Genomic DNA, 23,266 nt, shown 5'->3' on the forward strand with positions numbered 1-23,266 from the left:
CGGGCGGCGTTCAGGCCGGCATCGCGTGATCCACCTGTTCGCGGATCTCCTGGTAGCGCAGTTCCATCAGCTTGCGCTGCTCGCGCCGGGCCAGGGCCTGGGCGTAGCGGCGTTTCTCGATCGCGGTCTCCGGTTCCAGCGGACGCACCGCCACCGGCCGGCGCTGGTCGTCCATCGCCACCATGGTGAAGAAGCAACTGTTGGTATGGCGCACGGTGCGCTCGTGGATGTTCTCGGTCATCACCTTCACCCCGACCTCCATCGAAGTGCGCCCGGTGTAGTTCACCGAGGCGAGGAAGGTCACCAGTTCGCCGACATGGATCGGCTCGCGGAAGATCACCTGATCCACCGACAGGGTCACCACGTAGCGTCCGGCGTAGCGCTTGGCGCAGGCGAAGGCCACTTCGTCGAGTAGCTTGAGCAGCGCGCCGCCGTGGACGTTGCCGGAGAAGTTCGCCTTGTCGGGGGTCATGAGCACGCTCATGGTCAGTTGGTAGCTGCCAGGTTCCATCGTTCACCTATCACGCAAGTTGGTCACGGGCCATTGCAGTGGGCCGGCGGCCGCTCTGCGGCGGCCTCTGGCGATAGGGTAGGGAGAAACGCCGGCGCGATTAGCACCGCAGTCGACAATGGTGTTTTCCGCGAAACGGGCTTGCGGCGCCGCTCCGTATGCGCCAAGGGCTAGTCGCGGGAGCCGCCGCGTCCTTCCCGGCTGGCATCCATCCAGCGCAGCACTTCTTCGCCGAACTCCGGTGGCGCGATACGCCCCACCCGGCGTACCAGGTCGAGGATGGTCTGCTGGGCCAGCGCTTCTTCCATGCGCTTCTGCGCGGTGAGCATCACCGCGTGGATCGAGCAGGTGTTGCGGGTCGCCCAGGAAGGCGGGTTGCCTTCGAAGATCGCGCAGCGCTCGCGGACCTCGCGGCATTCGAAGATCGATTTGTCGCCGTCGATGGCGCGGACCACGTCGAGCACGCTGATTTCGTTGGCCGGCCGTGCCAGGCGGAAGCCACCGCGCACGCCTTCGGTGGCAGCCACCAGGCCGGCCTTGGCCAGGCGGGTGAAGACCTTGGCCAGCAGTTCCGGCGGCACGCCCTGCAACTCGGCGAGGGTGCGTACGCTGGACTCGCGGCTGTCGCCTTTCTCGTCGGCGAGGAACAACAGGCAGTGGATGCCGTATTCGACGCCGGCGCTATAGAGAGCCATCACTAACTCCGACAGAAATATTCGCAATATTCTGCGCGGTTTTCAGGTCGCTCACAAGGACAGGTCGTTCGCTGTCTTCCGCCTCGAAGCGCTCTATCTCCGATCCTTTTCGTATGTTTTCGACGTCTTTTCCTCTCTTTCACGGCGAGGGGCGATTGCCTCTCGGAACGCTTTTCGGGGATTGATCTTCTTAACTACGACAAATATAGTCGTAGTTACGGAGAGGCTTTTCTCCGGATATCCCGTCCTTTCCCTCCAGGAGCCCCCAATGAAACAACGTATCCTGATCGTCGGTGCCGGATTCGCCGGCATGTGGAGCGCGCTGAGCGCAGTGCGCCAGCTCGACCGCCAGGGCCGCGACGACGTCGAGGTCGCGGTGCTCGCGCCGCAGCCCGAGCTGCGCATCCGCCCGCGTTTCTACGAGCCTGACGTGCAGCGCATGGCGGCGCCGCTGGGCGAATTGTTCGCCGCGGTCGGCGTGCGTTTCGTGCAGGGCAGCGCGCAGCGCATCGACGTGGCCGGCAAGTGGGTGGAGTACCGCGATGCCGAGGGCACGCTGGCGCAACTGGACTACGACCGCCTGGTGCTGGCGGCCGGCAGCGGCGTGTGGCGTCCGGCGAGTGTCGTCGGCATCGACGCTGCCTTCGATGTCGACCAGTTGGAAGACGCCCTGCGCCTGGAGGCACACCTGCATGCCCTGCGCGACTTGCCGGATTCGCCGGCACGCAACACCGTGGTGGTCGCCGGCGGCGGCTTCACCGGCATCGAGACTGCCACCGAGATGCCGGCGCGCCTGCGGGCGATCCTCGGCGAGAAAGCGGCGCTGCGAGTGATCGTGGTCGACCGCGGCGCCGCCATCGGCGCATCGATGGGCGCGGACCTGAGCGGCTTGATCGCCGAGGCCTCGGCGGAACTGGGCGTGGAGTGGTGCCTGGGGCGTTCGGTGGCGGCGGTGGATGCCGAGGGCGTGACGCTCGACGACGGCCAGCGGATCGAGGCGAAGACCGTGGTCTGGACCGTGGGCGTGCGGGCCAGCACCCTGACCGGGCAGATTCCGGGCGAGCGCGATGCCCAGGGTCGCCTGCATGTCGACCGCAACCTCAAGGTGCTCGGTCTCGACGATGTCTACGCCACCGGCGACGTGGCCCGCGCGGCTACCGACGACCTCGGCAACCATGCCCTGATGACCTGCCAGCACGCCATCGCCCTGGGTCGCTCGGCCGGCAATAACGTGGCCGCCGACCTGCTCGGCGTCGAGCCGATTCCCTACAGCCAGGTGAAGTACGTGACCTGTCTCGACCTCGGCGGCTGGGGCGCGGTGTTCACCGAGGGCTGGGACCGCCAGGTACGGTTCGTGCGCGAGGAGGGCAAGAAGATCAAGACCGAGATCAATGGCGTGTGGATCTACCCGCCGGCGGCGGACCGCGCCGTGGCGCTGGCGGCGGCCGACCCGCTGATTCCGGTGGTGGCGTAGGGCGATTTTCCCTCACCCCAACCCTCTCCCGCAGGCGGGAGAGGATGCCGTGCAGCGTAGAGGGATGCAGCGGCGCGCGGATGCCTGGCTTCCGGTAGGGCGAATAACCGCGAAGCGGTTATCCGCCGTTGCCTCGGTTCTCTTGGGAGCGTGCGTCTTCAGCGCTGGCGTTCCACCGCCGGACGGGCGAGCAGAAGGCGCAACGAGGCCCCCAGCGTTTCGCCATGACCCAGGCCGTCGAGCGGCTGGAAGTCCAGCGTGAGCCCGGCAACCCGGCGCAGGTCATCTACCAGCCGCGCCATCGCCTGGCCCGGCTCGGCTTTCAGCGAGCCGCGCGGGCTGGCCGGTTCGGCGCTGCCGCGCCAGAGCAGGAGTTCCGCGCGCTTTCCGCGCAGGCGCTGTTCGAGCCCCGCTCGTTCGCCGAGGATCGCCCCGTCGCGCCACCACAGCGACGGGCTGGCCGCGGCGTAGCGGGCGAACTCGCCGGGACGGGTGAACAGTGCGTGGAGCACCAGCAAGCCGCCGTAGGAGTGTCCCCAGAGGGTTTGTCGCGCGGTGTCCAGGGGCGCCTGCGCCGCCACGGCCGGGCGCATGCCGTCGCGCAGCAGGTCGAGGAAGGCGTCGGCGCCACCGCTGGGCAGGCCGTTGAGCGGGTCGCGCTGATCGGCCTGGCCGGGACTCGCGGGGGTGTAGTCGAAGGTACGCCCGGCGCGGTCGATGCGCAGCGGCGTGCGGTAGCCGATGGCGACCAGCAGCGGTGCGTCGCCGTCGGCCAGGCGTCTCAGGGTTGACTCGTCGAGGGCGCCGACGGCGGCGTTGCCGTCGAGCATCCAGACCACCGGGTAGCCGGCGGCGGGCGGTGCCTGCAGCGGTCGGCCGAGCCACAGCCGGTAATGCCGCTGGCCATCGACGGAGTCCAGGTCCACGGCGCTGAAGCGATAGGGCAGGTCCTGGCGTTGCAGCAGGCTGCGGTCCATGGTCGCCTCGGGGTCCGGTTGCGCCAGCGGCGCGCCGCCGGGCAGGGCCGCCGCCAGGGCGAGGCCCAGGGCGGCGACGAGCAGGGAGGTTCTCATCAGGCTTTCTCGTTATGGCTCAGAACGACGCGGTCAGGCTGGTATAGAAGGTCCGTCCGGGCTCGTTGTAGGTCGCCGCGCCGGCCCCGTCGATGCCGACCACGCCCTGGGCATTGCCGGCGCGGAACAGGCGCTTGTCGAACAGGTTGTCGACGCCGGCGCCGAGGCTCAGGTTCTTGCTCAACCGATAGGTGCCGCCGAGGCCGGCGATGGCGTAGGGCGAGAGCTGGTCGTTGGCGCTGCCGGTGACACGGTCGCCGTGATAGTCGTATTTCTTCGGCTTCTGCTTGCCGTACCAGGTGACCGTGGCTTGCAGCGAGAGGTCGTCGGTGGCCTGCCAGTCGAGCATCGAGTTGAGGGTGTAGCGCGGCGTCACCGAGAGCACGTCGCCGGTTTCCTTGTTCTTCGATTGCAGCATGTAGGTGAAGTTGTTGCTCCACTTCAGGCCGTCGGCCAGGGGCAGGGTCAGGGTACCTTCGAGGCCCTCGACCACCGCCTTGGGCACGTTCTCCCACTGGTAGATCGCCGCGTTGGCGTAGTCGCCCTTGCCGCCGCTGGCGTGGTCGACCGGTGACAGGCCGGATTCGATCTTGTTCTTGTAGTCGTTGCGGAAGTAGGTCAGCCCCGCTACCAGGCCGTCGTGGCTGTACTCGATGCCCAGTTCCTTGTTCACGCTGGTCTCGGCCTTGAGGCCGTCGTTGCCGCGCAGGTAGCAACTGGTGCTTTGCCCGTAGCAACCCTGGCCACGGCTGTAGAGCAGGTAGTCGGGGTTCAGCTGGTACAGGTTGGGGGCCTTGTAGGCGCGGGCGATACCGGCCTTCAGGGTGACCCGCTCGGTGAGCGCGTGGGACAGGTTCAGCGATGGGCTCCAGTTGTCGCCGACGATGTCGTGGTGGTCCCAGCGCAGGCCTGGGGTGAGCATGGTGCCGGGCATCAGCTCGATGTTGTCCTCGGCGAACAGCGAGAAGATCCGCGCCGAGGAACTGCTGCTGCGGTTCTTTCCGGCGAGACCGGGGATCGAGCCGCCTTCCTCGGTGTTCTGGGTGTTGGAGCTGGGGTCGTCGAGCTTCTGCTCGGTCCACTCGCTGCCGAGGGTCAGGGTCTGCTCGTAGCCCAGGTGCAGCGGCAGGTTGACCTCGCCGTGGGCGGTCAGGTCGCGCAGGGTGGCGGTGTAGAAGCCGGCGTTGTTGGGGTCGAAGATACCTTCGGTGCCGCCGGCCAGGCCTTCGTTGATCCGGCTGTTGCGGGTCTTCTCGTACTGCAGGTAGGCCAGCGAGCTGCCGAAGTCCCATTCGCCGCGATGGGTGACCGAGTAGGTCTCGCGGTACATGCGGTTGGTCTCGTGGCCGAGCATCTGCTTCACGTAGTTGTTGCTGTTGGTGTTCTGCGTGTCGCCGGTGTAGATGTTGCCCTGGCGGCTGAAGCCGGCCTCGAACTCGAGGGTCTGCTCGGGCGTCAGGCGCCAGCTGAGCAGCCCGTCGATGTCCTTGTTGCGCACGCCTTCGCGACCGGCGGGGAGGGTGCCGGCCTGCTTGCCGGTGCGGTTGGATTCGTGGCCGGCGTTGATGTCCCAGTCGTCCGAGTCGGTCTTGGCGATGTTGCCGTAGACGCGGTAGCTGAGGTTTTCCGTGAGCGGCCCGTTGAGACCGAAGCTCATCCGTTCGCTGGCGCCTTCGGCCTTGTGTTGCGGGAAATTGCTGTAGACGCTGAGATTACCGTGGGTTTCCGCGCCGGCCTGCTTGGTGATGATGTTCACCACGCCGCCCGCCGCGCCGTTGCCGTAGCGCGCCGCCGCCGGGCCGCGGATCACTTCGATGCGCTCGACCTGGTCGGCCGGCACCCAGTTGGTGTCGCCGCGGCTGTCGCGCTCGCCGCGCCAGCCGTAGCGCACCGAGTTGCGCGAGCTGACCGGCTTGCCGTCGACCAGGATCAGGGTGTTCTCCGGGCCCATGCCGCGGATGTCGATCTGCCGGTTGTTTCCACGCTGGCCGCTGGAGCTGTTGCCGGTCAGGTTGACCCCCGGCATGGTCCGGATGATCTGCGACAGGTCGTTGCTCGGCGGTCGCTTGGCGATGTCCTCGGCGGTGATGATGGAAACCCCCGGCGCCTGCTTGGTTTCCTCCTGGGCGGTGGCGACCACGGTCTGCTCGCCCAGCTCGATGACGGAGCCGTCGCCCTGGCCGGCGGCGTGTACGGCGTTGGCGAGCAGGCAACTGGACAGCAGCAGGAAGGGAACGGCGGGAAGGGCGCGTGAGGACATCGGTGATCTCCGGGCAATGCAGCGAAATGCAAGAGATCACAAATGATATTGATTGTTATTTGATAGTAAAGCGCATTAACTTTCTAAACACTTCGCCCTCAGGCGGCCGCCGGCAGCCACAGGTGCAGGCACAATCCGGGCTTGCCGTTGCTGGCCCAGAGCCGGCCGCCCTGTAGCTCGATGGCGCGCCGGGCGATCGCCAGGCCGAGGCCGAAACCTTCGCCGGCGCTATCGTCCAGGCGCTGGTAGGGGAGGAAGATGCGTTCCAACTGGTCTTCCGCCACGCCAGGGCCCTGGTCCTGCAGGCGCAGGTGCCAGAAGTCGCCCTCGCGCTCGCCGTCGAGGCTGACCGTGCCGTCCTCGGGCGAGTGACGGATGGCGTTGCGCAGGAGGTTTTCCATGGCCTGGGCCAGGCTGTCCAGGTGTACCTCGACGCGACAGTCGACGCCCAAGCGGCAGGGTAGCCGCGCCGGGTCCCAGCCGCTTTCGAAACAGGCGTCATCGCGCAGCGCTTCCCACACCGACAGCGCCAGCACCGGCTCGGTGGGCAGTTGCGGGCGCTCGGTGTCCATCCAGGCGAGGTCGAGGGTGTCTTCCAGCAGTCGTTGCATGTCGCCGATTTCGCGATCCAGGCGCTGGCGCAACTGTTCCGGCGGTAGCTCGCTGTCGTGGGCGATGCGCAGGCGCGCCAGCGGCGTGCGCAGTTCGTGGGACAGGGTGCGCAGCAGCAGGCGCTGCTGGGCGAGACTCAGGCGCAGGCGCTCGGCCATGTGCTCCAGGGCCTGGGCCAGCTCGCCCAGTTCGTCGCGGCGGGCCGCCAGCGGTGCGGCGAGGGGAGTGCTTTCCAGTTCGTCGGCGCGCAGGGCGTCGGCGCGATCGCGCAAGCGGTTCAGCGGCACCACCAGGTGGCGATAGAGCAGCAGGCCGAGCAGGGCGGCCAGCAGGGTCGGGACTATGCCGTGGGTGACCAGGTGGGTCCAGGGGGTCAGCCCGCCGGGCAGCAGGCGCTCCGGTAACTGGATTACCAGCCGGCCCTGCTCGGGATGTCCGGGGAACTCGATGCTGACGTACGGCAGTTCGTCCTGCAGGCGCCGGCTCATCGGCCAGTCGAGCTTGCGCATGAAGGTCAGGTGGCTCGACTCCTCGGCGCTTAGCGGCGTGCTGCCGAGGCTTTCCAGGTGCGGTCCGACCAGCGCCACCCAGGTATCTTCCTTCGCCGACAGTTCCTTGCGGAAGCGTTCGGCGCCCGCGGCACCCTCGCTGCGCCAGGCATCCTCCGCCTGCCGCGCGTAGTCCGCCAGGTAGCTGCGGTCGGCCGGGGCGAGGAAGTAGGTGCTGCGCTCCACCGACAGGCCCCAGGTGTAGATCAGCCAGGTCAGCAGCAGGCAGAAGCCGACCTGCAGCAGCGCCAGTTTCCATAACAGCGGGTGCCTGCGCATCAGGGGTGTTCCGTCTCCACCAGCAGGTAGCCCTGGCCGCGTACCGCCTGGATCTGCAGGTGACGGACGGCGACCGCGGCGAGTTTGCGCCGCAGGTTGCAGACGTGCACGTCGAGACCGCGGTCGAGGCGCGTGTAGCTGCGGTGCAGCACGCTCCGGTAGAGGAACGGCTTGCTCAGCGCCTCGCCAGCGTGTTCGCGGAGCGTCGCCAGGAGGCGGTACTCGGATGGCGTCAGCCCCGCCGGAAGGCCCTGGTGGAGCACATCCTGGGCCTGGTCGTCGAACACCAGCCGGGTATCCCGCCGCTGCGCCGACGGCAGGCGGTCCAGTCGTACGCGGCGCAGCAGGGCGTCGGTGCGGGCATCCAGCTCGGCCAGGCTGAACGGCTTCGGCAGGTAGTCGTCGGCGCCGCGGGTGAAGCCGCTGATGCGATCCTGTTCGGCGCCCAGGGCCGACATCAGCATCACCGGCGTGGCCTGCTCGCGGCGCAGCGACTCCAGCAGCGCCAGGCCGTCGAGGCCGGGTAGCATGATGTCCAGCAACACCAGGTCGAACGCTTCGCGCCCGGCGGCTTCCAGTCCGTGCGAGCCATCGCCGCAGACGGTTACGCGGAAGCCGCGCCGGCGGAAATGCGCGTCGAGATCCTCGCGTAGGCGCGGGTCGTCTTCGACCAGCAGCAGGCGGGGAGATGGGATTGAAATATGAGAATGATTCACGTTCGTGAATATCTCATTTTTGCCGGGTATCGGGCAATGGGCCAATGCGCCGCAGCGTGCTCGGAGCGGAAATACTTTTCGACAAAGCCGTCGTTGCTTCGGCTTTGGTTCTGGCTTAGGGTCGGCGGGTCCGCAGGAGGCGGGCAGGAGTGTCGTGGCTATTGGCCAGCCTTTCGCGACGGCACTGGGTTGTACGATCATCTGGCGCGCTGCTGGCGCGTTGTTCGGGCCGCCCGCCGCAGGTGACTATCAAGGAAGATTCCCCATGCTGTTCTCCCAACACACCCGCCTGGTACACGTGGACTCCCCGCTGGGACCCGAGGTCCTGCAACTGCAACGGCTGGAGGGTCGCGAAGAGCTGGGCCGGCTGTTCAGCCACGAGCTCGAACTGGTCTCGAGCAATCCCGCCTTGCCTCTGGATGCCCTGTTGGGCAAGCCGATGAGCCTCGCGCTGGAACTCCCCGGCGGCAGCCGGCGGTATTTCCACGGCATCGTCGCGCGCTGTAGCCAGGGCGCCGGCGCCGGCCAGTTCGCCAGCTACCAGGTCACCCTGCGGCCCTGGCTGTGGCTGCTGACGCGCACCTCCGACTGCCGCATCTTCCAGAACCAGAAGGTCCCGGACATCATCAAGCAGGTGTTCCGCGACCTTGGCTTCTCCGACTTCGAGGACGCCCTGAGCCGCTCCTACCGCGAGTGGGAATACTGTGTGCAATACCGCGAGACCAGCTTCGATTTCGTCAGCCGGCTGATGGAGCAGGAAGGCATCTACTACTGGTTCCGCCACGAAAAGAAGCGCCACATCCTGGTGCTCTCCGATGCCTACGGCGCGCACCACAGCCCGGCCGGCTACACCAGCGTGCCCTATTACCCGCCGAGCCTCGGCCATCGCGAGCGCGACCACTTCTTCGACTGGCACATGGCGCGCGAGGTCCAGCCCGGCTCGCTGAGCCTCAACGACTACGACTTCCAGCGTCCCGGCACCCGCCTGGAAGTGCGCTCCAATGTCGGGCGCGCCCATGCCGCGGCCGACTACCCGCTCTACGACTACCCTGGCGAGTATGTGCAGAGCCAGGACGGCGAACACTATGCACGGACCCGCATCGAGGCGATCCAGACCCAGTACGAGCGAGTTCGCCTGCGGGGATGCGCCAGGGGTATCGGGGCGGGCCATCTGTTCCACCTGAGCAACTACCCGCGCCTGGACCAGAACCGCGAATACCTGGTGGTTGGCGCCGAGTACCGGGTAGTCCAGGAACTCTACGAGACCGGTAATGGCGGGGGCGGCGCGCAGTTCGAGAGCGAGCTGGACTGTATCGACGCCGGCCAGGCTTTCCGCCCCTTGCCGTCGACCCCGGTGCCGGTGGTGCGCGGCCCGCAGACCGCGGTGGTGGTCGGGCCCAAGGGCGAGGAGATCTGGACCGACCAGTATGGCCGGGTCAAGGTGCATTTCCACTGGGACCGCCACGACCAGTCCAACGAGAACAGCTCCTGCTGGATGCGCGTCTCGCAGGCCTGGGCCGGGAAGAACTGGGGCTCGATCCAGATCCCGCGGATCGGCCAGGAAGTGATCGTCAGCTTCCTCGAAGGCGACCCGGACCGGCCGATCATCACCGGGCGGGTCTACAACGCCGAGCAGACGGTGCCCTACGAGCTGCCGGCGAACGCTACCCAGAGCGGCACCAAGAGCCGTTCGAGCAAGGGCGGCACGCCGGCCAACTTCAACGAGATCCGCATGGAGGACAAGAAGGGCGCCGAGCAGTTGTTCATCCATGCCGAGAGGAACCAGGACATCGAGGTCGAGAACGACGAGAGCCACTGGGTCGGCCACGACCGGACCAAGACCATCGACCACGACGAGACGGTGCATGTGAAGCACGATCGCACCGAGACCGTGGACAACAACGAGACCATCACCGTGCATGCCAACCGCAGCAAGACGGTCGACCGCAACGAGACGGTCAGGATCGGCATGAACAAGACGGAAACCATCCTCATGGCCTCGTTGCAGAACGTCGGCATGGGGCGCATGGAAAACGTCGGGCTCGGCTACAGCCTGAACGTCGGCATGATGATGAACACCGTGGTCGGGCTGAACCAGAGCACCCAGGTGATGAAGAAGAAGACCTTGTCGGTGGGCGATAGCTACGAAGTGAGCGTGGGCGGCAGCGACGATGGCTCTAAGATCACCCTGGACGGTCAGAGCATCACCCTCGGCAGCCAGCGCATCGAGCTGACCGCCGACCGCGAGATCCTCTTGCGCTGCGGCCAGAGCACGATCCGCCTGACGCCGGGGGAGATCGAGATCCTCTCGCCCAATGTCGATATCAACTGTTGAGCGGCGGGCGGATGTCCTGTCGCGGCTTTTCCCAAGGAAGGATGGATAGATGAGCGGCCTACCGGTTTCCCATGTCGGCGAGAAAGTCTCGGGAGGGGTTATCTCCACCGGCTCGCCCACCGTGCACGTCGGCAGCAGCGCGGTCGGCCTGGCCGACCGGGTGTCCGCCTGCGTGCCGTTGGTGGGCAAGCCGGTCAACCCGATGCTCGGCAGCAAGCTGCTGCCGGAAGAGGTCGATTTCGCCCTGGCGGCGCCGGACACCTTCACCTTCGCCCGTGGCTACCTGTCGAGCAACCCCCGTATCGGCCGGCTCGGCCGGGGCTGGTGGCTGCCGGGCGAGAGCATGCACCTGGAACTGAGCGAAGACGCCTGCGTGCTGGTCGACGCCCAGGGCCGCCGGATCGGCTTTCCTGCGCTGGCTCCCGGCGCCCAGCATTATTCCGGCAGCGAGGAGCTGTGGCTGCGCCGCGGCGGTTCGAGCGGCGGCGAAGCGCAGGCCTGGCGCGGGCGCTGGGCGGCGGTGCCGGCCGAACTGCAGACGCAGGAGGGCTCCGTGCTGGTGCTGTCCGGCCACAGCTACCTGCATTTCCAGCGTTGCCCCGACGGTATCTGGCGCCTGCAGGCCAGCTTCGGCCGCGCCGGCTACCGCACCGAGTTCCGCTGGAGCGGACGTGGCCTGCTCACCGGCGTGCGCGACAGCGCCGGGCGCAGCTATGCGCTGGTCTACCAGCAAGCCTGCGAGCCGAGCGAGGGCGACGACGGCCTGCGTCTGTTCGGCGTGATCCTGGCCAGCCACGACGGACCGCCTCCGGACTACATCGATCCGCAGAGCCCGGGGCTCGACTGGCTGGTGCGCTACCAGTTCAGCGACAGCGGCGATCTGATCGCCGTGCGCGACCGTCTTGGCCAGGTGGTCCGGGTATTCGCCTGGCGCGAGCACATGCTGGTCGCCCACGGCGAACCGGGCGGGCTGGAGGTTCGCTACGAGTGGGATGTCCATGCTCCGCACGGGCGGGTCGTGAAGCAGATCGAGGCGGGCGGCCTGACCCGTACCTTCCGCTACCTGCGCGATGCCACCGAGGTCAGCGACAGCCTCGGCCGCGTCGAACGCTACGAGTTCGCCGGCGAGGGCGGGCAGCGGCGCTGGACCGCGCTGGTCAGGGCCGACGGCAGCCGTAGCGAGTTCGACTACGACCTGTTCGGCCGCCTGGTCGCCATGCGCGATCCGCTGGGACGGGAGACGCGGCGCCGGCGCGATGGCCAGGGGCGGATGCTCGAGGAGGAGTCGCCGGGCAAGGCGCGCTATCGCAAGCGCGTCGACGAAGAGACCGGGCTGCTGGTCGAGCTGGAGGACGCGATGCAGCGCCGCTGGACCTTCGAGCGCGACGAACGGGGCAATGCGACGACGGTGCGCGGCCCGGCCGGCAGCACCCGCTACGCCTACGAAGACCCGCGCCTGCCCGACCGGCCGACGCGAATCGTCGACCCGCGCGGCGGCGAGCGGCGCCTGGAGTGGAACCGCTTCGGCCTGTTGGCCGCGTTGACCGATTGTTCCGGCCAGGTCTGGCGTTACGACTACGACAACGAAGGACGTTTGGTCGCCAGCAGCGACCCGCTGGGACAACTGACCCGGCGCCGCTACGACCCGCTGGGGCAACTGATCGGCCTGGAATTGGCCGACGGCAGCGCCCTGAGCTATGAATACGACGCCCTTGGGCGGCAGACCCGTATCGCCGATGCCGAGGGGCACGCCACGCTGTTTTCCTGGGGGCACGGCGATCTGCTGGCGCGGGTTTCCGACGCCGGCGGCGGCGAATTGTCCTACCTGCACGACGAAGCCGGCAGGCTGGTCGCCCTGACCAACGAGAACGGCGTCCAGGCGCAGTTCCGCTACGACCTGCTGGACCGTCTGGTGGAAGAGACCGGCTTCGACGGTCGTCGCCAACGCTATCGCTACAACGCCGCTGACGAACTGATCGCCCGCGAGGATGCCGACGGTCGCGAGACCACCTATGCCTACGACCGCGACGGCCGCCTGGCGAGCATCCGGGTTCCCGCCACCGAGCACGCACCGGCCCTGGTCGAGCGTTACCGCTGGTTGGCCGACGGCCGCCTGGCCAGCGCCGGCGGGGCGGATTGCGAGGTGCGCTACACGTACGACGAGGTCGGTAACCTGCGCCTGGAAAGCCAGGTACATGCCGACGGTTGGGTCTACAGCGTCGAGCACAGCCACGACGCGCTAGGCGTGCGCCAGACCAGCCGCTACGGCGACGCGCCGCCGGTCGCCTGGCTGACCTATGGCCCGGGTCATCTGCACGGCGCGCTGGTCGGTGCGGTCGAGCTGGCCTTCGAGCGCGATGCCCTGCACCGTGAGGTGCGTCGCGACGCCCGCCGCGACGGGCAGGATGACGCGTTGTTCACCCAGGAGCGCCAGCACGCGCCGCTGGGACGCCTGCAGCGCAGCCGCCTGCGTCTGGCCGGCGGTTTCGACTGGCAGCGCGGCTATCGCTACGACGGACTTGGACAACTGGTCGGCATCGACGACAACCAGTATCCGTCGGTGCGCTACGAATACGACCTCGGCGGTCGCCTGCTGGCCAGCCGGCGCGCTGGCGCGGCGGCCAGCACCTACCGCTACGATGCCGCCGGCAACCGCCTGGAGGGCGTCGGCGAGTACGCGCGCGAGGACGCTCGCCAGGCATTCGCCGAGAACGAACTGTACCGCTCCGGTTTCAGTCGCTCCGAGGCGCGCGCGAGCCAGGCCGGCGAAGGCCCGGCGCGCTGGGCCGGCAACCGCGTGGAGAGGATCGCCGGCAACCGCTATCGCTTCGATGCGCTGGGCAACCTGGTCGAGCGTATCGGCGCCGACGGCGAGCGCCTGCGCCTGGCCTACGACGGCGCGCAGCGCCTGGTCCATCTGACGCGCGATTACGCCGACGGCACGCGGCTGGAGGCGCGCTACCGCTACGACGCGCTGTCGCGACGGATCGCCAAGGTGGTGCTGCGCGACGGTGTCGAGCAGCAGGTGCGCTTCGGTTGGGACGGCGATCGCCAATGCGCCGAAGCCTTTGCGCGGGAACTGCGCACCACCGTTCACGAACCGGGCGGTTTCGTCCCGTTGCTGCGCCTGGAGCAGGCCTGCGAGCCCGATCCCCCGGAGCTGCTGCAACTGCGCCAGGCGTTCGCCGCCGAAGGCCAGCCGCTGCCGGCGCAATGCGTGCCGGCGCTGGGCGAGGCGCGGATCGCTTTCTTCCACACCGATCACCTCGGTACCCCCCTGCAGCTGAGCGACGAACGTGGCCAACTGCGTTGGCAGGGCGTTCCGGACGACTGGCGGGCGGTAGCGCCGGAACGACAGCCGGGTGCGCAGCCGATCCGCTTCCAGGGGCAGTACCACGATGAGGAAAGCGGCCTCTACTACAACCGCTACCGTTACTACCTGCCGGAAGCCGGGCGCTATGCCAGCCAGGACCCGCTCGGCCTGGGCGGTGGCCCCAACCCCTATGCCTACGCGCTGAACGCGCCCACGCTGGCCTACGATCCCACCGGCCTGATCATCCCGCTGGTGGTGATCGGCGCCTTCGCCGCCCGCGCCGCGATCGGAGCGGCGCTGGGCGCCGGCATCGAGCTGGGGATGCAGACCGGCAAGCAGGTGCTGGGGCAGATGAAGGACAACTGGGACAGCGATCGCGACCTCACCGATATCAAGTGGAAGTGCATCGACATCAACTGGAAACACGTCGGCGCCTCGGCGGCCATCGGCACCGTGGCGCCGGGCATGCTCAGCACCGGCAAGACCGTGGTGCAGTCCGCCAAGGCGATCAGGACCCTTTCCGGACAGGCGGCCAACACCGCCAACCGCGCGGCCAAGCTGGCCGCGCGCAAGGCCGCCCATGCCGATACCATCAAGAAGGCCGTGGCCACCCAGGCCGCCTGGCAGACGGGCAAGCAGATCGTCAAATGCCCACTGAAGGACGAAGAAGAGGAGTGTCCGCCGCAATGATCAAGCATTACCTGCTGATGACCCTCGTCTGCATACCGCTGGCGTTGCTCTACGTCTGCCTGGAATGGTTCTTCGGCAACACCTGGGTGACCGTCGGGGTGTTCTTCGGCGTGCTCGTCGTGCTGCGCCTCGGGCTCTACCTCTACCGCCGCTCGAAGGGCATCAGGGACGGCTACCTGGACGAGTGAGGCCGACCCGGCATCGCGGAGCATCGACCCATGCAGGGCCTCTTCGTCAATGGCTCCGCCAGTCTTCCGCCGCCGATGCTGTCGCGCAGGCGCTGCTGGCGGCGTTCGCCTGGTAACCTGGCGACCTGCCTGTCTTCTTTGCCAAGGTCCGAGGAGCCGACCATGCACGACCTGCCTACCTACGACGATGTGATCGCCGCCGCCGCGCGGATCGCCGGGCATGCCAACCGCACGCCGGTGATGTCCTCGCGTACCCTTGACGAAGAACTCGGCGCGGAAGTCTTCTTCAAATGCGAAAACCTGCAGCGCATGGGAGCGTTCAAGTTCCGCGGCGCCTTCAACGCGCTGTCGCGGTTTTCCGCCGAGCAGCGTGCCGCCGGGGTGGTGGCGTTCTCCTCCGGCAACCACGCCCAGGCCATCGCCCTCTCGGCGCGCTTGCTGGGGATCCCGGCGACCATCGTGATGCCGGCCGACGCGCCGGCGGTGAAGATCGAGGCGACCCGTGGCTACGGCGGGCAGGTAGTGCTCTATGACCGCTATACGGAAGATCGCGAGCAGATCGGCCGCGACCTGGCGCAGCGCCATGGCCTGACCCTGATCCCGCCCTACGATCACCCCGACGTGCTGGCCGGGCAGGGCACCGCGGCCAAGGAACTGTTCGAAGAAGTCGGTCCGCTGGACGCCTTCTTCGCGCCCCTCGGCGGCGGCGGCTTGCTCTCCGGCTGCGCCCTGGCGATCCGCGCGCTGGCGCCGGCCTGCCGGATCTACGGGGTGGAGCCGGAGGCCGGCAACGATGGCCAGCGTTCGCTGCGCAGCGGCGCCATCGTGCATATCGATACGCCGCAGACCCTCGCCGATGGCGCCCAGACCCAGCATTTGGGCAATCTCACCTTCCCGCTGATCCAGCGCAACGTCGATGACATCCTCACCGCCAGCGACGCCGAACTGGTGGATGGCATGCGCTTCCTCGCCGCGCGGATGAAGCTGCTGGTCGAGCCCACCGGTTGCCTCGGCCTGGCCGCCGCCCGCCAGCGCAAGGACGAATTGCGCGGCAAGCGGGTCGGGATCCTGCTCAGCGGCGGTAACGTCGACCTGGCGCGTTTCTGCGCCTTGCTCGGCGGCTAGCCGGCCGCTAGAGGCCGAGTCCTTCGCGGGCTGCCCAGCGCGCCATCAGGCGGTTCGACGGCAGGCTTTCGTCGAGCAGCTTGCGCGCGCTTTCCACCCCCGCGACCGGCAGGCCCTGCGGGTCGAGCAGGCCGATCTGCACCAGCACGCCGGCCTGGTCCCAATAGATGTGCTCGTGGTAAAGGCGGTCGCCGCGAAAGCGCACCACGCCGAGCATGGGGATTTCCACGAAGCGCCCGGTGGGTGGGACGCCGGGCAGCAGCCAGTCGATCTCGCAGCTGTGGGTGAAGCGCATGACGAACTCGTCGACCACCTGCAGCGCCCCCACCGTCCGCGAAATCGGCGTGAGGGTCATGTCCGGCGGGTTGCCGTGGATGAAGTGATGGCGGTAGAAGCGGCTCAGTTCGCGCTGGCCGACGCCGCCGGTGAGGGTCGGGACATGGTTGACGTAGGGCTCGGCGACCATGGTCGCCATGGTCGCGGCTACGTCGCGGGTATCGAACTCGTGGCGCACATGCTCGTCCCACAGCGCGGAGAGGTCGAAGTTCGGCCCGATCTCCCGCTTCAGGGCGGCGATGCTGCGTTCGTGAGCCATCAGGTAGGCCGGTTTGTCGAAGTGCATGCCGCCGACGCGGGCGAAGGCGTGATCGACGCCGGGGTAGAGGTACAACTCGGTCTTGGGCAGGTTGCGCAGGCAGGGCAGGATCGCGTCGCGGGCCTGCTGCGGGCAGTAGGCGTCCTGTTCGGCGAAATGCAGCACCAGCCGGCCCTTGATCTGTTTCGCCTCGTCGAGCAGCGCCTCGATGCCCATGCCGTAGTAGCCCACCGAGCAGGAGACGTCGGTGCGCGTCGCGGCGAGGTAGGCCAGCTTGCCGCCCATGCAGAAGCCGACGAAGCCGATCCCGGCGTGGACCACCTCCTCGCGTTGGCGCAGGTGCTCGATACAGGCGGCGATGTCGTCCACCGCGGCGTCCAGGTCGATGCGCTGGAACAGCTCGATGGCCTTGGCGAAGGCCGCTTCGTCGTAGCCCAGGTCGACCCCCGGCTGCAGCCGCCAGAACAGGTCGGGGACCAGGGCCACGTAGCCCTCTTCGGCGTACAGGTCGGCCACCGCGCGCATGTTCGCGTTGACGCCGAAGATTTCCTGACCGATCACCACGCCCGGCCCCTTGCCGCTGGCGGGGAGCGCGAGATACGCGTCGAACCGGCCGCTGCCGTCGGACGCGGCGATGCTGACGTACTGTCCCATGCCTGGATTCCTCATCGGGTTGTTGTTGGAGTGGGAAAACGGGAAAGCGAAGCGAACCAGCCTAGTAGGAACCGGTCGGCGGGTCATTGGCTATCCGCATGCTGGCGGGAGGGTATCCGGATTGTCCGGGAGCGAGGGGCGGGAGGCGGCGCGCTCCTCGGCGAGCCGCTCGCGGATACCGCTCAGGCCCGCTGGCGCTGCCAGGGCGGGCCAGCGGCGAACCGCGCTTCCACCCATTGGCGGAACGCGCTGGCCGCCGCCGTGGCGTAGCGCGCCGAGGGGCGCACCAGGTAGACGCCGGCGTCGGCGTCCAGTTGCCACTCCGGCAGCACCCGTACCAGCCTGCCGGCTTCGAGGTCGCGGCTCATCAGCCACTCGCCGGCGGCGAAGATGCCCAGGCCCTGGCGTGCGGCGCAGAGCAGGGCTTCGTTGTCGTTGCTGACCATCGAGCCGCGTACCCGCACGGGCCGCTGTTCGTCCTGGCGGGTCAGCTTCCATTCCGGGTACGAGTGCAGTCCGCTGAAGCCGAGGCAGTTGTGTGCCGCCAGGTCGGCCGGGATACGCGGTACCCCATGCCGCTCCAGGTAGTCGGGAGCGGCACCGAGGATGCGCCGATGGGCGCACAGCCGCCTGGCCACCAGGCGGCTGTCGGCCAGTTCGCCGACCCGGATCGCGAGGTCGAAGCCTTCCGCGATGATGTCGACGAAGCGCTCCGAATAGTCGGTTTCCAGCACCACCTGCGGATGCGCCAGGGCGAACTCCGCCAGCAGCGGACCGAGCCAGAGCCGGCCCATCGCCGACGGCAGGGCGATGCGCAGGCGTCCGCGCAGTTGCGCGGCGCCCAGGCTGGCTTCGTGCTCGGCCTCGTCGAGCAGGTCGACGGCCTGGCGGAAGCGGCTCGCCAGGCGCTCGCCTTCATCGGTGAAGCGCAGTTGCCGGGTGGTGCGTTCGACCAGGCGGATGCCGAGGCGACGCTCCAGTGCGCCGAGCCGCTTCGAGAGCACCGAGGGATGTCGTTGCAGGGCGCGGCCGGCGGCGGCGAACGAACCGTGCTCGGCCAGGGCCAGGAGCGTGGCGACTTCATCGGCCTGCCGGCTGTCGAACGGTTGCATGCATGCGCCTCTTGCGAGTGGGTCAGGGCAAGAGTACCAGCGCGCCTTGCGAGCGTCCCTCCAGCAGATCGGTATGCGCCACGGCCGCCTCGGCCAGCGGGTAGCGCCGCCAGACCCGGGGCTGGATGACACCGTCTGCATGGGCGCGCAGCACAGCCTGCGCGCGTAGCCGGTATTCCTCCGGGTTGGCGGTGTGGGCGGCGAGCGAGGGACGGGTGAGGAACAGCGAACCCTTGGCGTTGAGGGTGGCGACTTCGACGGCTGGCGGCACGCCGGAGGTAGCGCCGAAGGACACCAGCAGGCCGCGCGGACGCAAGCTGTTCAGGGATGCCTCGAAGGTAGCGCGACCGATGGGGTCGTAGACCACATCGACCTTGCGCCCGGCGGTCAGCTCGGCGACCTGGGCGGCGAGACTGGCCGCGTCGAACACCAGCACCTCGTCGCAGCCGGCAGCCCTGGCCCGCTCGACGCTTTCCGCCTTCGACACCACGCCGATCACCCAGGCGCCCAGGTGCCGGGCCCAGGCCGCCATCAACTGGCCGACGGCGCCCGCCGCGCCGTACAGCAGGATGCGTGTGCCGGGCCCGACGGGGTAGGTGGCGTGCAGCAGGTAGTGCGCGGTGATGCCCTTGAACAGCAGCGCCGCCGCGTCCTCGAAAGCGAGTGTGTCGGGCAGCTTCAGCAAGCGCTCGGCGGGGTAGAGCCGGGCGCTGGCATAGGCGCCCAGCGGGCCGGTGGCATAGGCGACGCGGTCGCCCGGCGCCAGTCCGGAGACTCCCGGACCCAGCGCGGCGACCACTCCGGCGCCTTCCAGGCCGAGGCCGGACGGCAGCGGAATCGGTACCGCTCCCGAGCGCTGGCCGAGGTCCAGCGGATTGACGCCGATGGCGGCCTGCTCCAGCCAGACCTCGCCGGGGCCCGGTTGCTGCGCCTGGACTTGCTCCAGGCGCAGGACCTCGGGGCCTCCGTTTGCGTTGAGGGTGATGCGACTGGGCATGGCGGTCTCCTTGGCTGCGTTCGTCGTTCCGGCAGTCTAATGAAGCATCCGGGGATGACCAGGTAGGTTCTTTGCAGTTTATTGCTGCACCGCATGCAGTAGTGAGACGGTGCTCCAAGGTGACCGAAAGTCGTGTTTCCGTATCGACAGGATTCGCCTAGTGTAAGGCGGCAGCCTGGACGGCCATGGTCCCTGTGGTCGCCGGGATCATTTCGGGAGAGTCCCATGACGGCACCTTTCAAGGATCATTTCTCCACGGGTTCGGCGAACTACGCCGCACATCGTCCGACCTACCCGGCGCAGTTGGTCGACGAGCTGGCCGCGCTCTGCCCCGGCACCCGCCTGGCCCTGGACTGCGGCTGCGGCACCGGACAGCTCACGGTGCTGTTGGCCGAGCGTTTCGAACGGGTGGTCGGTACCGACGCCAGCGCCGCGCAGATCGACAAGGCGCAGGCTCGCGAGCGGGTCGAGTATCGCGTGGCCCTGGCCGAGGACAGCGGACTGGCGGCGGCCAGCGCCGACCTGGTGACGGTCGCCCAGGCCGCCCACTGGCTGGACCTGCCGCGCTTCTACGAGGAAGTCCGGCGTGTGGCCCGCGCGGACGCCATCCTGGCCCTGGTTACCTATGGCGTATTGCATGTCGACGGACCCATGGAACCGCTGGTCCAGCACTTCTACCACCAGGTCGTCGGCCCCTACTGGCCTGCCGAGCGGCGCCACGTGGAGGAGGGCTACCGCAGTCTGCCGTTCCCCTTCGAGGAGCGTCGCCTGCCGGACCTGGCCATCGAGGTGGCCTGGACCCTGGACGAACTGCTGGGCTATGTCGGTACCTGGTCGGCGGTGAAGGAGGCCGGCAAGGCCCTTGGCCAGGATCCGGGCGCCGCGTTCGTCGATGAGCTGCGCGAAGCCTGGGGCGACCCGCAGACGCGCTATCGGGTCAGTTGGCCGCTGACGGTGCGCGCCGGGGTGATCCGCTGAGCCATCGGACGCAATCCGAAACTCAACCATGACGGCGGGGAGAGCGCCGATCGCGTCCGCCTGCCGTCTACGCAGGTCGCTGCAACCCCCTGGCAGCCGCGGCGTCGCTTGAGCGCGGGCAGGGGGCAGGTGGTGCGCCGAGTCGTATTCGTCGAACTCGCCATGCCGCCCCAGGCCGGGTCGGCGTGCAGGTTGCCAGTCCCTGGCGTACGGGGCGCTCAGTGCGTGCTTTCGTTTCACTGAGCGAGGTTTTCCAGCGCTATGAAGAAATCGCCCCGATTGCAGGATGAGTCTTGCTTTCGTCCCGGTTTCCCTGCCGCTGGCTGCTGAATCGAGGGTGCACTCCGCGCAGTCCGGCCCCTCACCTTGAGAGCCGTTGCCATTGTCGGGGTTACCCACGTGCTTTCCAGCAGGTACGGAGCCGATGGGAGATCGAGTTGGCGAGAGTGCCGGCTTGCTCCGGCCTTCTGAAGGCTCTTCTTGAATCAGAAAAACCTTACGCCAGAAGTAGTGGGGGCTGATGGCCCCGCTCGCTTCGATCCTTCATGGTTAGCGGGTTCTGTTCTTCTTCGCCGTGGAGAGTTTTTCTGTGAGTGGTTCCCTCTTGGTACCGGCCAGTCTCGCCAGTCGCATCAGGCTCCTGCTGGTCATGACCCGGCGCGAGGTCGAACTGCGTTATCGCGACGCCATGTTGGGCCGCATCTGGATCATCGTCTCGCCGTTCCTGCTCTTGCTGATCTATACGTTTGTCTTCGGCTTCGTGCTGAAGTCGCGCTGGGGCGGAAGCCAGAGCACGCTTTCCTCCGCCTTGACCCTGTTTTCCGGACTCCTGCTGAACGGGATCCTCGCTGAAAGCCTGTCCAGGGCCCCGACTATCATCCAGGCCAACGCCAACTACGTGAAGAAGCTGGTTTTTCCCCTGGAGATACTCCCCCTCACACCGCTGCTGGCCGCTTTCTTCAACGCCATGCTCGGCTACCTGGTGCTCTGTATCTTTCTTCTCTTCAGCGGCGTCGAGCCGGGCTGGCAACTGGTCCTGCTACCGCTTGCCCTGCTCCCCTTCCTGCTCTGCGTGACGGGGCTGGCGTGGTTCCTCGCGGGGCTCGGCGTCTATGTTCGCGACATAGGGCAGTTCGTCCAGTTTCTCCTGGTGCTTCTGCTATTCATCAGCCCGGTGTTCTATCCGCTGTCTTCCTTGCCACCGGTAATGCAGCCCTACCTGTACCTCAATCCGCTGACGATCCCGGTGGAAATGGTCAGGGCGATCCTTTTCGATGCTCCCTATCCGACCCTTGGGGTCTTCAGCGTTTATTGCGTTGCGTCGCTGCTGGTCTGTTCATCGGGCTTCCTCTGGTTCCGTCGGGTACAGGAAGGTTTTGCAGATGTCCTCTGAGGCCGTTTCCCCGGGCCCGCAGATGACGGCCGAGTGGATACCGCTGGGGCAGCGTTTGCTCGAACGCGGGTTGGTGAGCGGCCAGGAACTCGAGCGGGCGCTCGACCTGCAACGCCGGCTTGGCGGCCGTCTGGGAGGCATTCTCGTGCGTTCCGGAGCCATCTCGGAAAATACCCTCATGCAGGTGCTGGCGGAGCAACTGCGGTTGCCGCTGGTGGGGGACGACCTGCGGAAGCCGAGCGAAGAGTCCATCGCCGCATTCCTGCTCAGTACCCCGATCAATACCGACTGGTTCGTCGAAGAGCAACTGGTGGTCTGGGAGGAGGGCGAGCAACTGCTGTTCGCGGCGCGTGATCCGTTATCTCCTTCGATACGCGAAACCCTGGGCTATTTCTATCCGGAGCGCTCGATTCAAGCAGTGCTGTGCCGCTCCCAGGATCTGGACGGCTGGTTGGAGCACTCCCTGGACCTGGCCCGGCAAGGTGCGGATCGGCACGCCTACGGCAGCGAAGACATCCGCTACCTGCGGGAGTTGGCGGAGGAGGCGCCGGTAGTCGAACTCGTCAACAACGTGATGAGCCAGGCCATGGAAAAGCGTTCTTCGGATATTCACATCGAACCCCGGGAGTTCGACTTCCGTATCCGCTTCCGCGTCGACGGCGTCCTGCACGACCAACTGAGCCTTCCCCGCGAGCGATTCGCGGCGGTCGTCTCGCGGATCAAGCTGATCTCCGCCATCGACATCGCGGAGCGACGGTTGCCGCAGGATGGACGCATGAGCATCCGGGTCAGCGGTACGGAGCTCGACGTGCGGGTCTCCACCTTGCCAGGGGTGCATGGCGAATCGGTGGTCATGCGCCTGTTGCCGAAGGAGCGCGAGGGGTTGCGCCTGGACCGGCTCGGGATGCTCCCGGACCACTTGCGGAGGATGCGTGCATGGGTAGCGGAACCCCACGGCATCATCCTGGTGACCGGCCCCACCGGATCGGGCAAGTCCACCACGCTCTATGGCGCGCTGGAGGAAATCAATGATGGCGTGCGCAAGCTCATCAGCGTGGAAGATCCCGTGGAATACCAGGTGCCCAACATCACCCAGGTCCAGGTCCATGCCGACATCGGCCTGACCTTCGCTGCCGCCTTGCGCTCGATCCTGCGGCAGGATCCCGATGTGATCATGATCGGGGAGATACGCGACCTGGAGACGGCGGAGATCGCCGTACAGTCCTCGCTCACCGGTCACCTGGTGCTTTCGACCCTGCATACCAACGATGCGGTGAGCGCCTTCACGCGTTTGATCGACATGGGCGTGGAACCCTTCCTGGTGGCTTCGCCGGTGCGCGGTGTCCAGGCCCAGCGACTGGTGCGCAGGTTGTGCGCCCACTGCGCGGAACCTTGCGAGCCAACCCTTGCTGCGGCCGATCTGGCAGCGACCCAGGCGGCCACCGCGCGGCTGTTCCCGGGGCAGGCAGCGCAATGGCGCGTGGCGCGAGGCTGCGGCCGCTGCGAAGGTACCGGCTACAGCGGCCGTGTGGGCATCTACGAACTCGTCGATCTGTCTTCCGAGATGCGCGACCTGATCGTGCAGAGAGCTTCCCTCGAACAGATGCATCGGCTTGCCGCCAGCCAGGGACAGCGCAATCTGCGTGAAGATGGCTTGATCAAGGCCTGGTTGGGTATGACCAGTCTTGACGAGGTGCATCGCGTGACCAGCGGCTAAG

At 67.5% G+C, this 23,266-nt stretch carries 17 protein-coding genes; 8 read left to right on the forward strand and 9 right to left on the reverse strand.

The features are described from left to right. Positions 1-10: 10 nt before the first annotated feature. The gene (locus ACI766_RS11665; RefSeq protein ID WP_003090555.1) at positions 11-511 is read right to left on the reverse strand and encodes an acyl-CoA thioesterase; all 501 of its coding nucleotides are present in this window, start codon (positions 509-511) and stop codon (positions 11-13) included. A 170-nt stretch (positions 512-681) separates the two neighbouring features. Beyond that, the gene (locus ACI766_RS11670; RefSeq protein WP_003090553.1) at positions 682-1,206 is read right to left on the reverse strand and encodes an RrF2 family transcriptional regulator; all 525 of its coding nucleotides are present in this window, start codon (positions 1,204-1,206) and stop codon (positions 682-684) included. 268 nt (positions 1,207-1,474) lie between these two features. Here ACI766_RS11670 and ACI766_RS11675 point away from each other — a divergent pair, with 268 nt between their 5' ends. Further along, complete coding sequence (locus ACI766_RS11675) at positions 1,475-2,680, forward strand: NAD(P)/FAD-dependent oxidoreductase (RefSeq protein ID WP_003122579.1); 1,206 nt, start codon at positions 1,475-1,477, stop codon at positions 2,678-2,680. Positions 2,681-2,838: 158 nt separating this feature from the next. Here ACI766_RS11675 and pfeE read toward each other — a convergent pair whose 3' ends face one another. The 4 genes from pfeE to ACI766_RS11695 all read right to left on the reverse strand — a co-directional run bounded on the left by pfeE (position 2,839) and on the right by ACI766_RS11695 (position 8,168). Further along, the gene (pfeE, locus tag ACI766_RS11680; protein ID WP_003090549.1) at positions 2,839-3,753 is read right to left on the reverse strand and encodes a ferric enterobactin esterase PfeE; all 915 of its coding nucleotides are present in this window, start codon (positions 3,751-3,753) and stop codon (positions 2,839-2,841) included. A 19-nt stretch (positions 3,754-3,772) separates the two neighbouring features. Next, complete coding sequence (pfeA, locus tag ACI766_RS11685) at positions 3,773-6,013, reverse strand: siderophore enterobactin receptor PfeA (protein WP_003090548.1); 2,241 nt, start codon at positions 6,011-6,013, stop codon at positions 3,773-3,775. 98 nt (positions 6,014-6,111) lie between these two features. After that, complete coding sequence (gene pfeS / locus ACI766_RS11690) at positions 6,112-7,452, reverse strand: two-component system sensor histidine kinase PfeS (RefSeq protein ID WP_003162120.1); 1,341 nt, start codon at positions 7,450-7,452, stop codon at positions 6,112-6,114. Beyond that, positions 7,452-8,168: a response regulator transcription factor gene (locus ACI766_RS11695; RefSeq protein ID WP_003101494.1), complete on the reverse strand. Its 717-nt coding sequence runs from the start codon at positions 8,166-8,168 to the stop codon at positions 7,452-7,454. Before ACI766_RS11695 ends, pfeS begins: the two co-directional genes overlap by 1 nt. A 265-nt stretch (positions 8,169-8,433) precedes the next feature. Here ACI766_RS11695 and tssI point away from each other — a divergent pair, with 265 nt between their 5' ends. The 4 genes from tssI (at position 8,434) to ACI766_RS11715 (ending at position 15,819) form a co-directional block, all read left to right on the forward strand. After that, the gene (gene tssI, locus ACI766_RS11700) at positions 8,434-10,503 is read left to right on the forward strand and encodes a type VI secretion system tip protein TssI/VgrG (RefSeq protein WP_003113401.1); all 2,070 of its coding nucleotides are present in this window, start codon (positions 8,434-8,436) and stop codon (positions 10,501-10,503) included. Positions 10,504-10,552: 49 nt separating this feature from the next. After that, positions 10,553-14,506 (forward strand): type VI secretion system effector Tse5, encoded by a 3,954-nt coding sequence (tse5, locus tag ACI766_RS11705; RefSeq protein WP_023087235.1) that lies wholly within the window; start codon positions 10,553-10,555, stop codon positions 14,504-14,506. Further along, the gene (locus tag ACI766_RS11710; RefSeq protein ID WP_003090543.1) at positions 14,503-14,694 is read left to right on the forward strand and encodes a hypothetical protein; all 192 of its coding nucleotides are present in this window, start codon (positions 14,503-14,505) and stop codon (positions 14,692-14,694) included. The genes tse5 and ACI766_RS11710 overlap by 4 nt, the downstream gene beginning before the upstream one ends. Positions 14,695-14,856: 162 nt before the next feature. Further along, positions 14,857-15,819: a threo-3-hydroxy-L-aspartate ammonia-lyase gene (locus tag ACI766_RS11715; protein ID WP_003090528.1), complete on the forward strand. Its 963-nt coding sequence runs from the start codon at positions 14,857-14,859 to the stop codon at positions 15,817-15,819. Positions 15,820-15,826: 7 nt separating this feature from the next. Here ACI766_RS11715 and ACI766_RS11720 read toward each other — a convergent pair whose 3' ends face one another. From ACI766_RS11720 to ACI766_RS11730, 3 genes are all read right to left on the reverse strand, one after another. Continuing rightward, the gene (locus ACI766_RS11720; RefSeq protein WP_087823720.1) at positions 15,827-17,068 is read right to left on the reverse strand and encodes a dienelactone hydrolase family protein; all 1,242 of its coding nucleotides are present in this window, start codon (positions 17,066-17,068) and stop codon (positions 15,827-15,829) included. 182 nt (positions 17,069-17,250) lie between these two features. Further along, the gene (locus tag ACI766_RS11725; protein ID WP_023087236.1) at positions 17,251-18,180 is read right to left on the reverse strand and encodes a LysR family transcriptional regulator; all 930 of its coding nucleotides are present in this window, start codon (positions 18,178-18,180) and stop codon (positions 17,251-17,253) included. Positions 18,181-18,202: 22 nt separating this feature from the next. Further along, positions 18,203-19,177 (reverse strand): quinone oxidoreductase family protein, encoded by a 975-nt coding sequence (locus tag ACI766_RS11730; protein WP_003097735.1) that lies wholly within the window; start codon positions 19,175-19,177, stop codon positions 18,203-18,205. Positions 19,178-19,402: 225 nt separating this feature from the next. On the opposite strand from ACI766_RS11730, the gene ACI766_RS11735 reads away from it, so the two are divergent. The 3 genes from ACI766_RS11735 (at position 19,403) to ACI766_RS11745 (ending at position 23,265) form a co-directional block, all read left to right on the forward strand. Continuing rightward, on the forward strand, positions 19,403-20,155 hold the full coding sequence (locus ACI766_RS11735) for a class I SAM-dependent methyltransferase (RefSeq protein WP_003160456.1): 753 nt from the start codon (positions 19,403-19,405) through the stop codon (positions 20,153-20,155). Positions 20,156-20,744: 589 nt separating this feature from the next. Continuing rightward, on the forward strand, positions 20,745-21,548 hold the full coding sequence (locus ACI766_RS11740; protein ID WP_412828501.1) for an ABC transporter permease: 804 nt from the start codon (positions 20,745-20,747) through the stop codon (positions 21,546-21,548). Next, the gene (locus ACI766_RS11745) at positions 21,538-23,265 is read left to right on the forward strand and encodes a GspE/PulE family protein (RefSeq protein WP_003122595.1); all 1,728 of its coding nucleotides are present in this window, start codon (positions 21,538-21,540) and stop codon (positions 23,263-23,265) included. Before ACI766_RS11740 ends, ACI766_RS11745 begins: the two co-directional genes overlap by 11 nt. Position 23,266: the final 1 nt, after the last annotated feature.

This window comes from Pseudomonas sp. DL (assembly GCF_047199225.1).
Classification (GTDB): Bacteria; Pseudomonadota; Gammaproteobacteria; order Pseudomonadales; family Pseudomonadaceae; genus Pseudomonas; species Pseudomonas aeruginosa.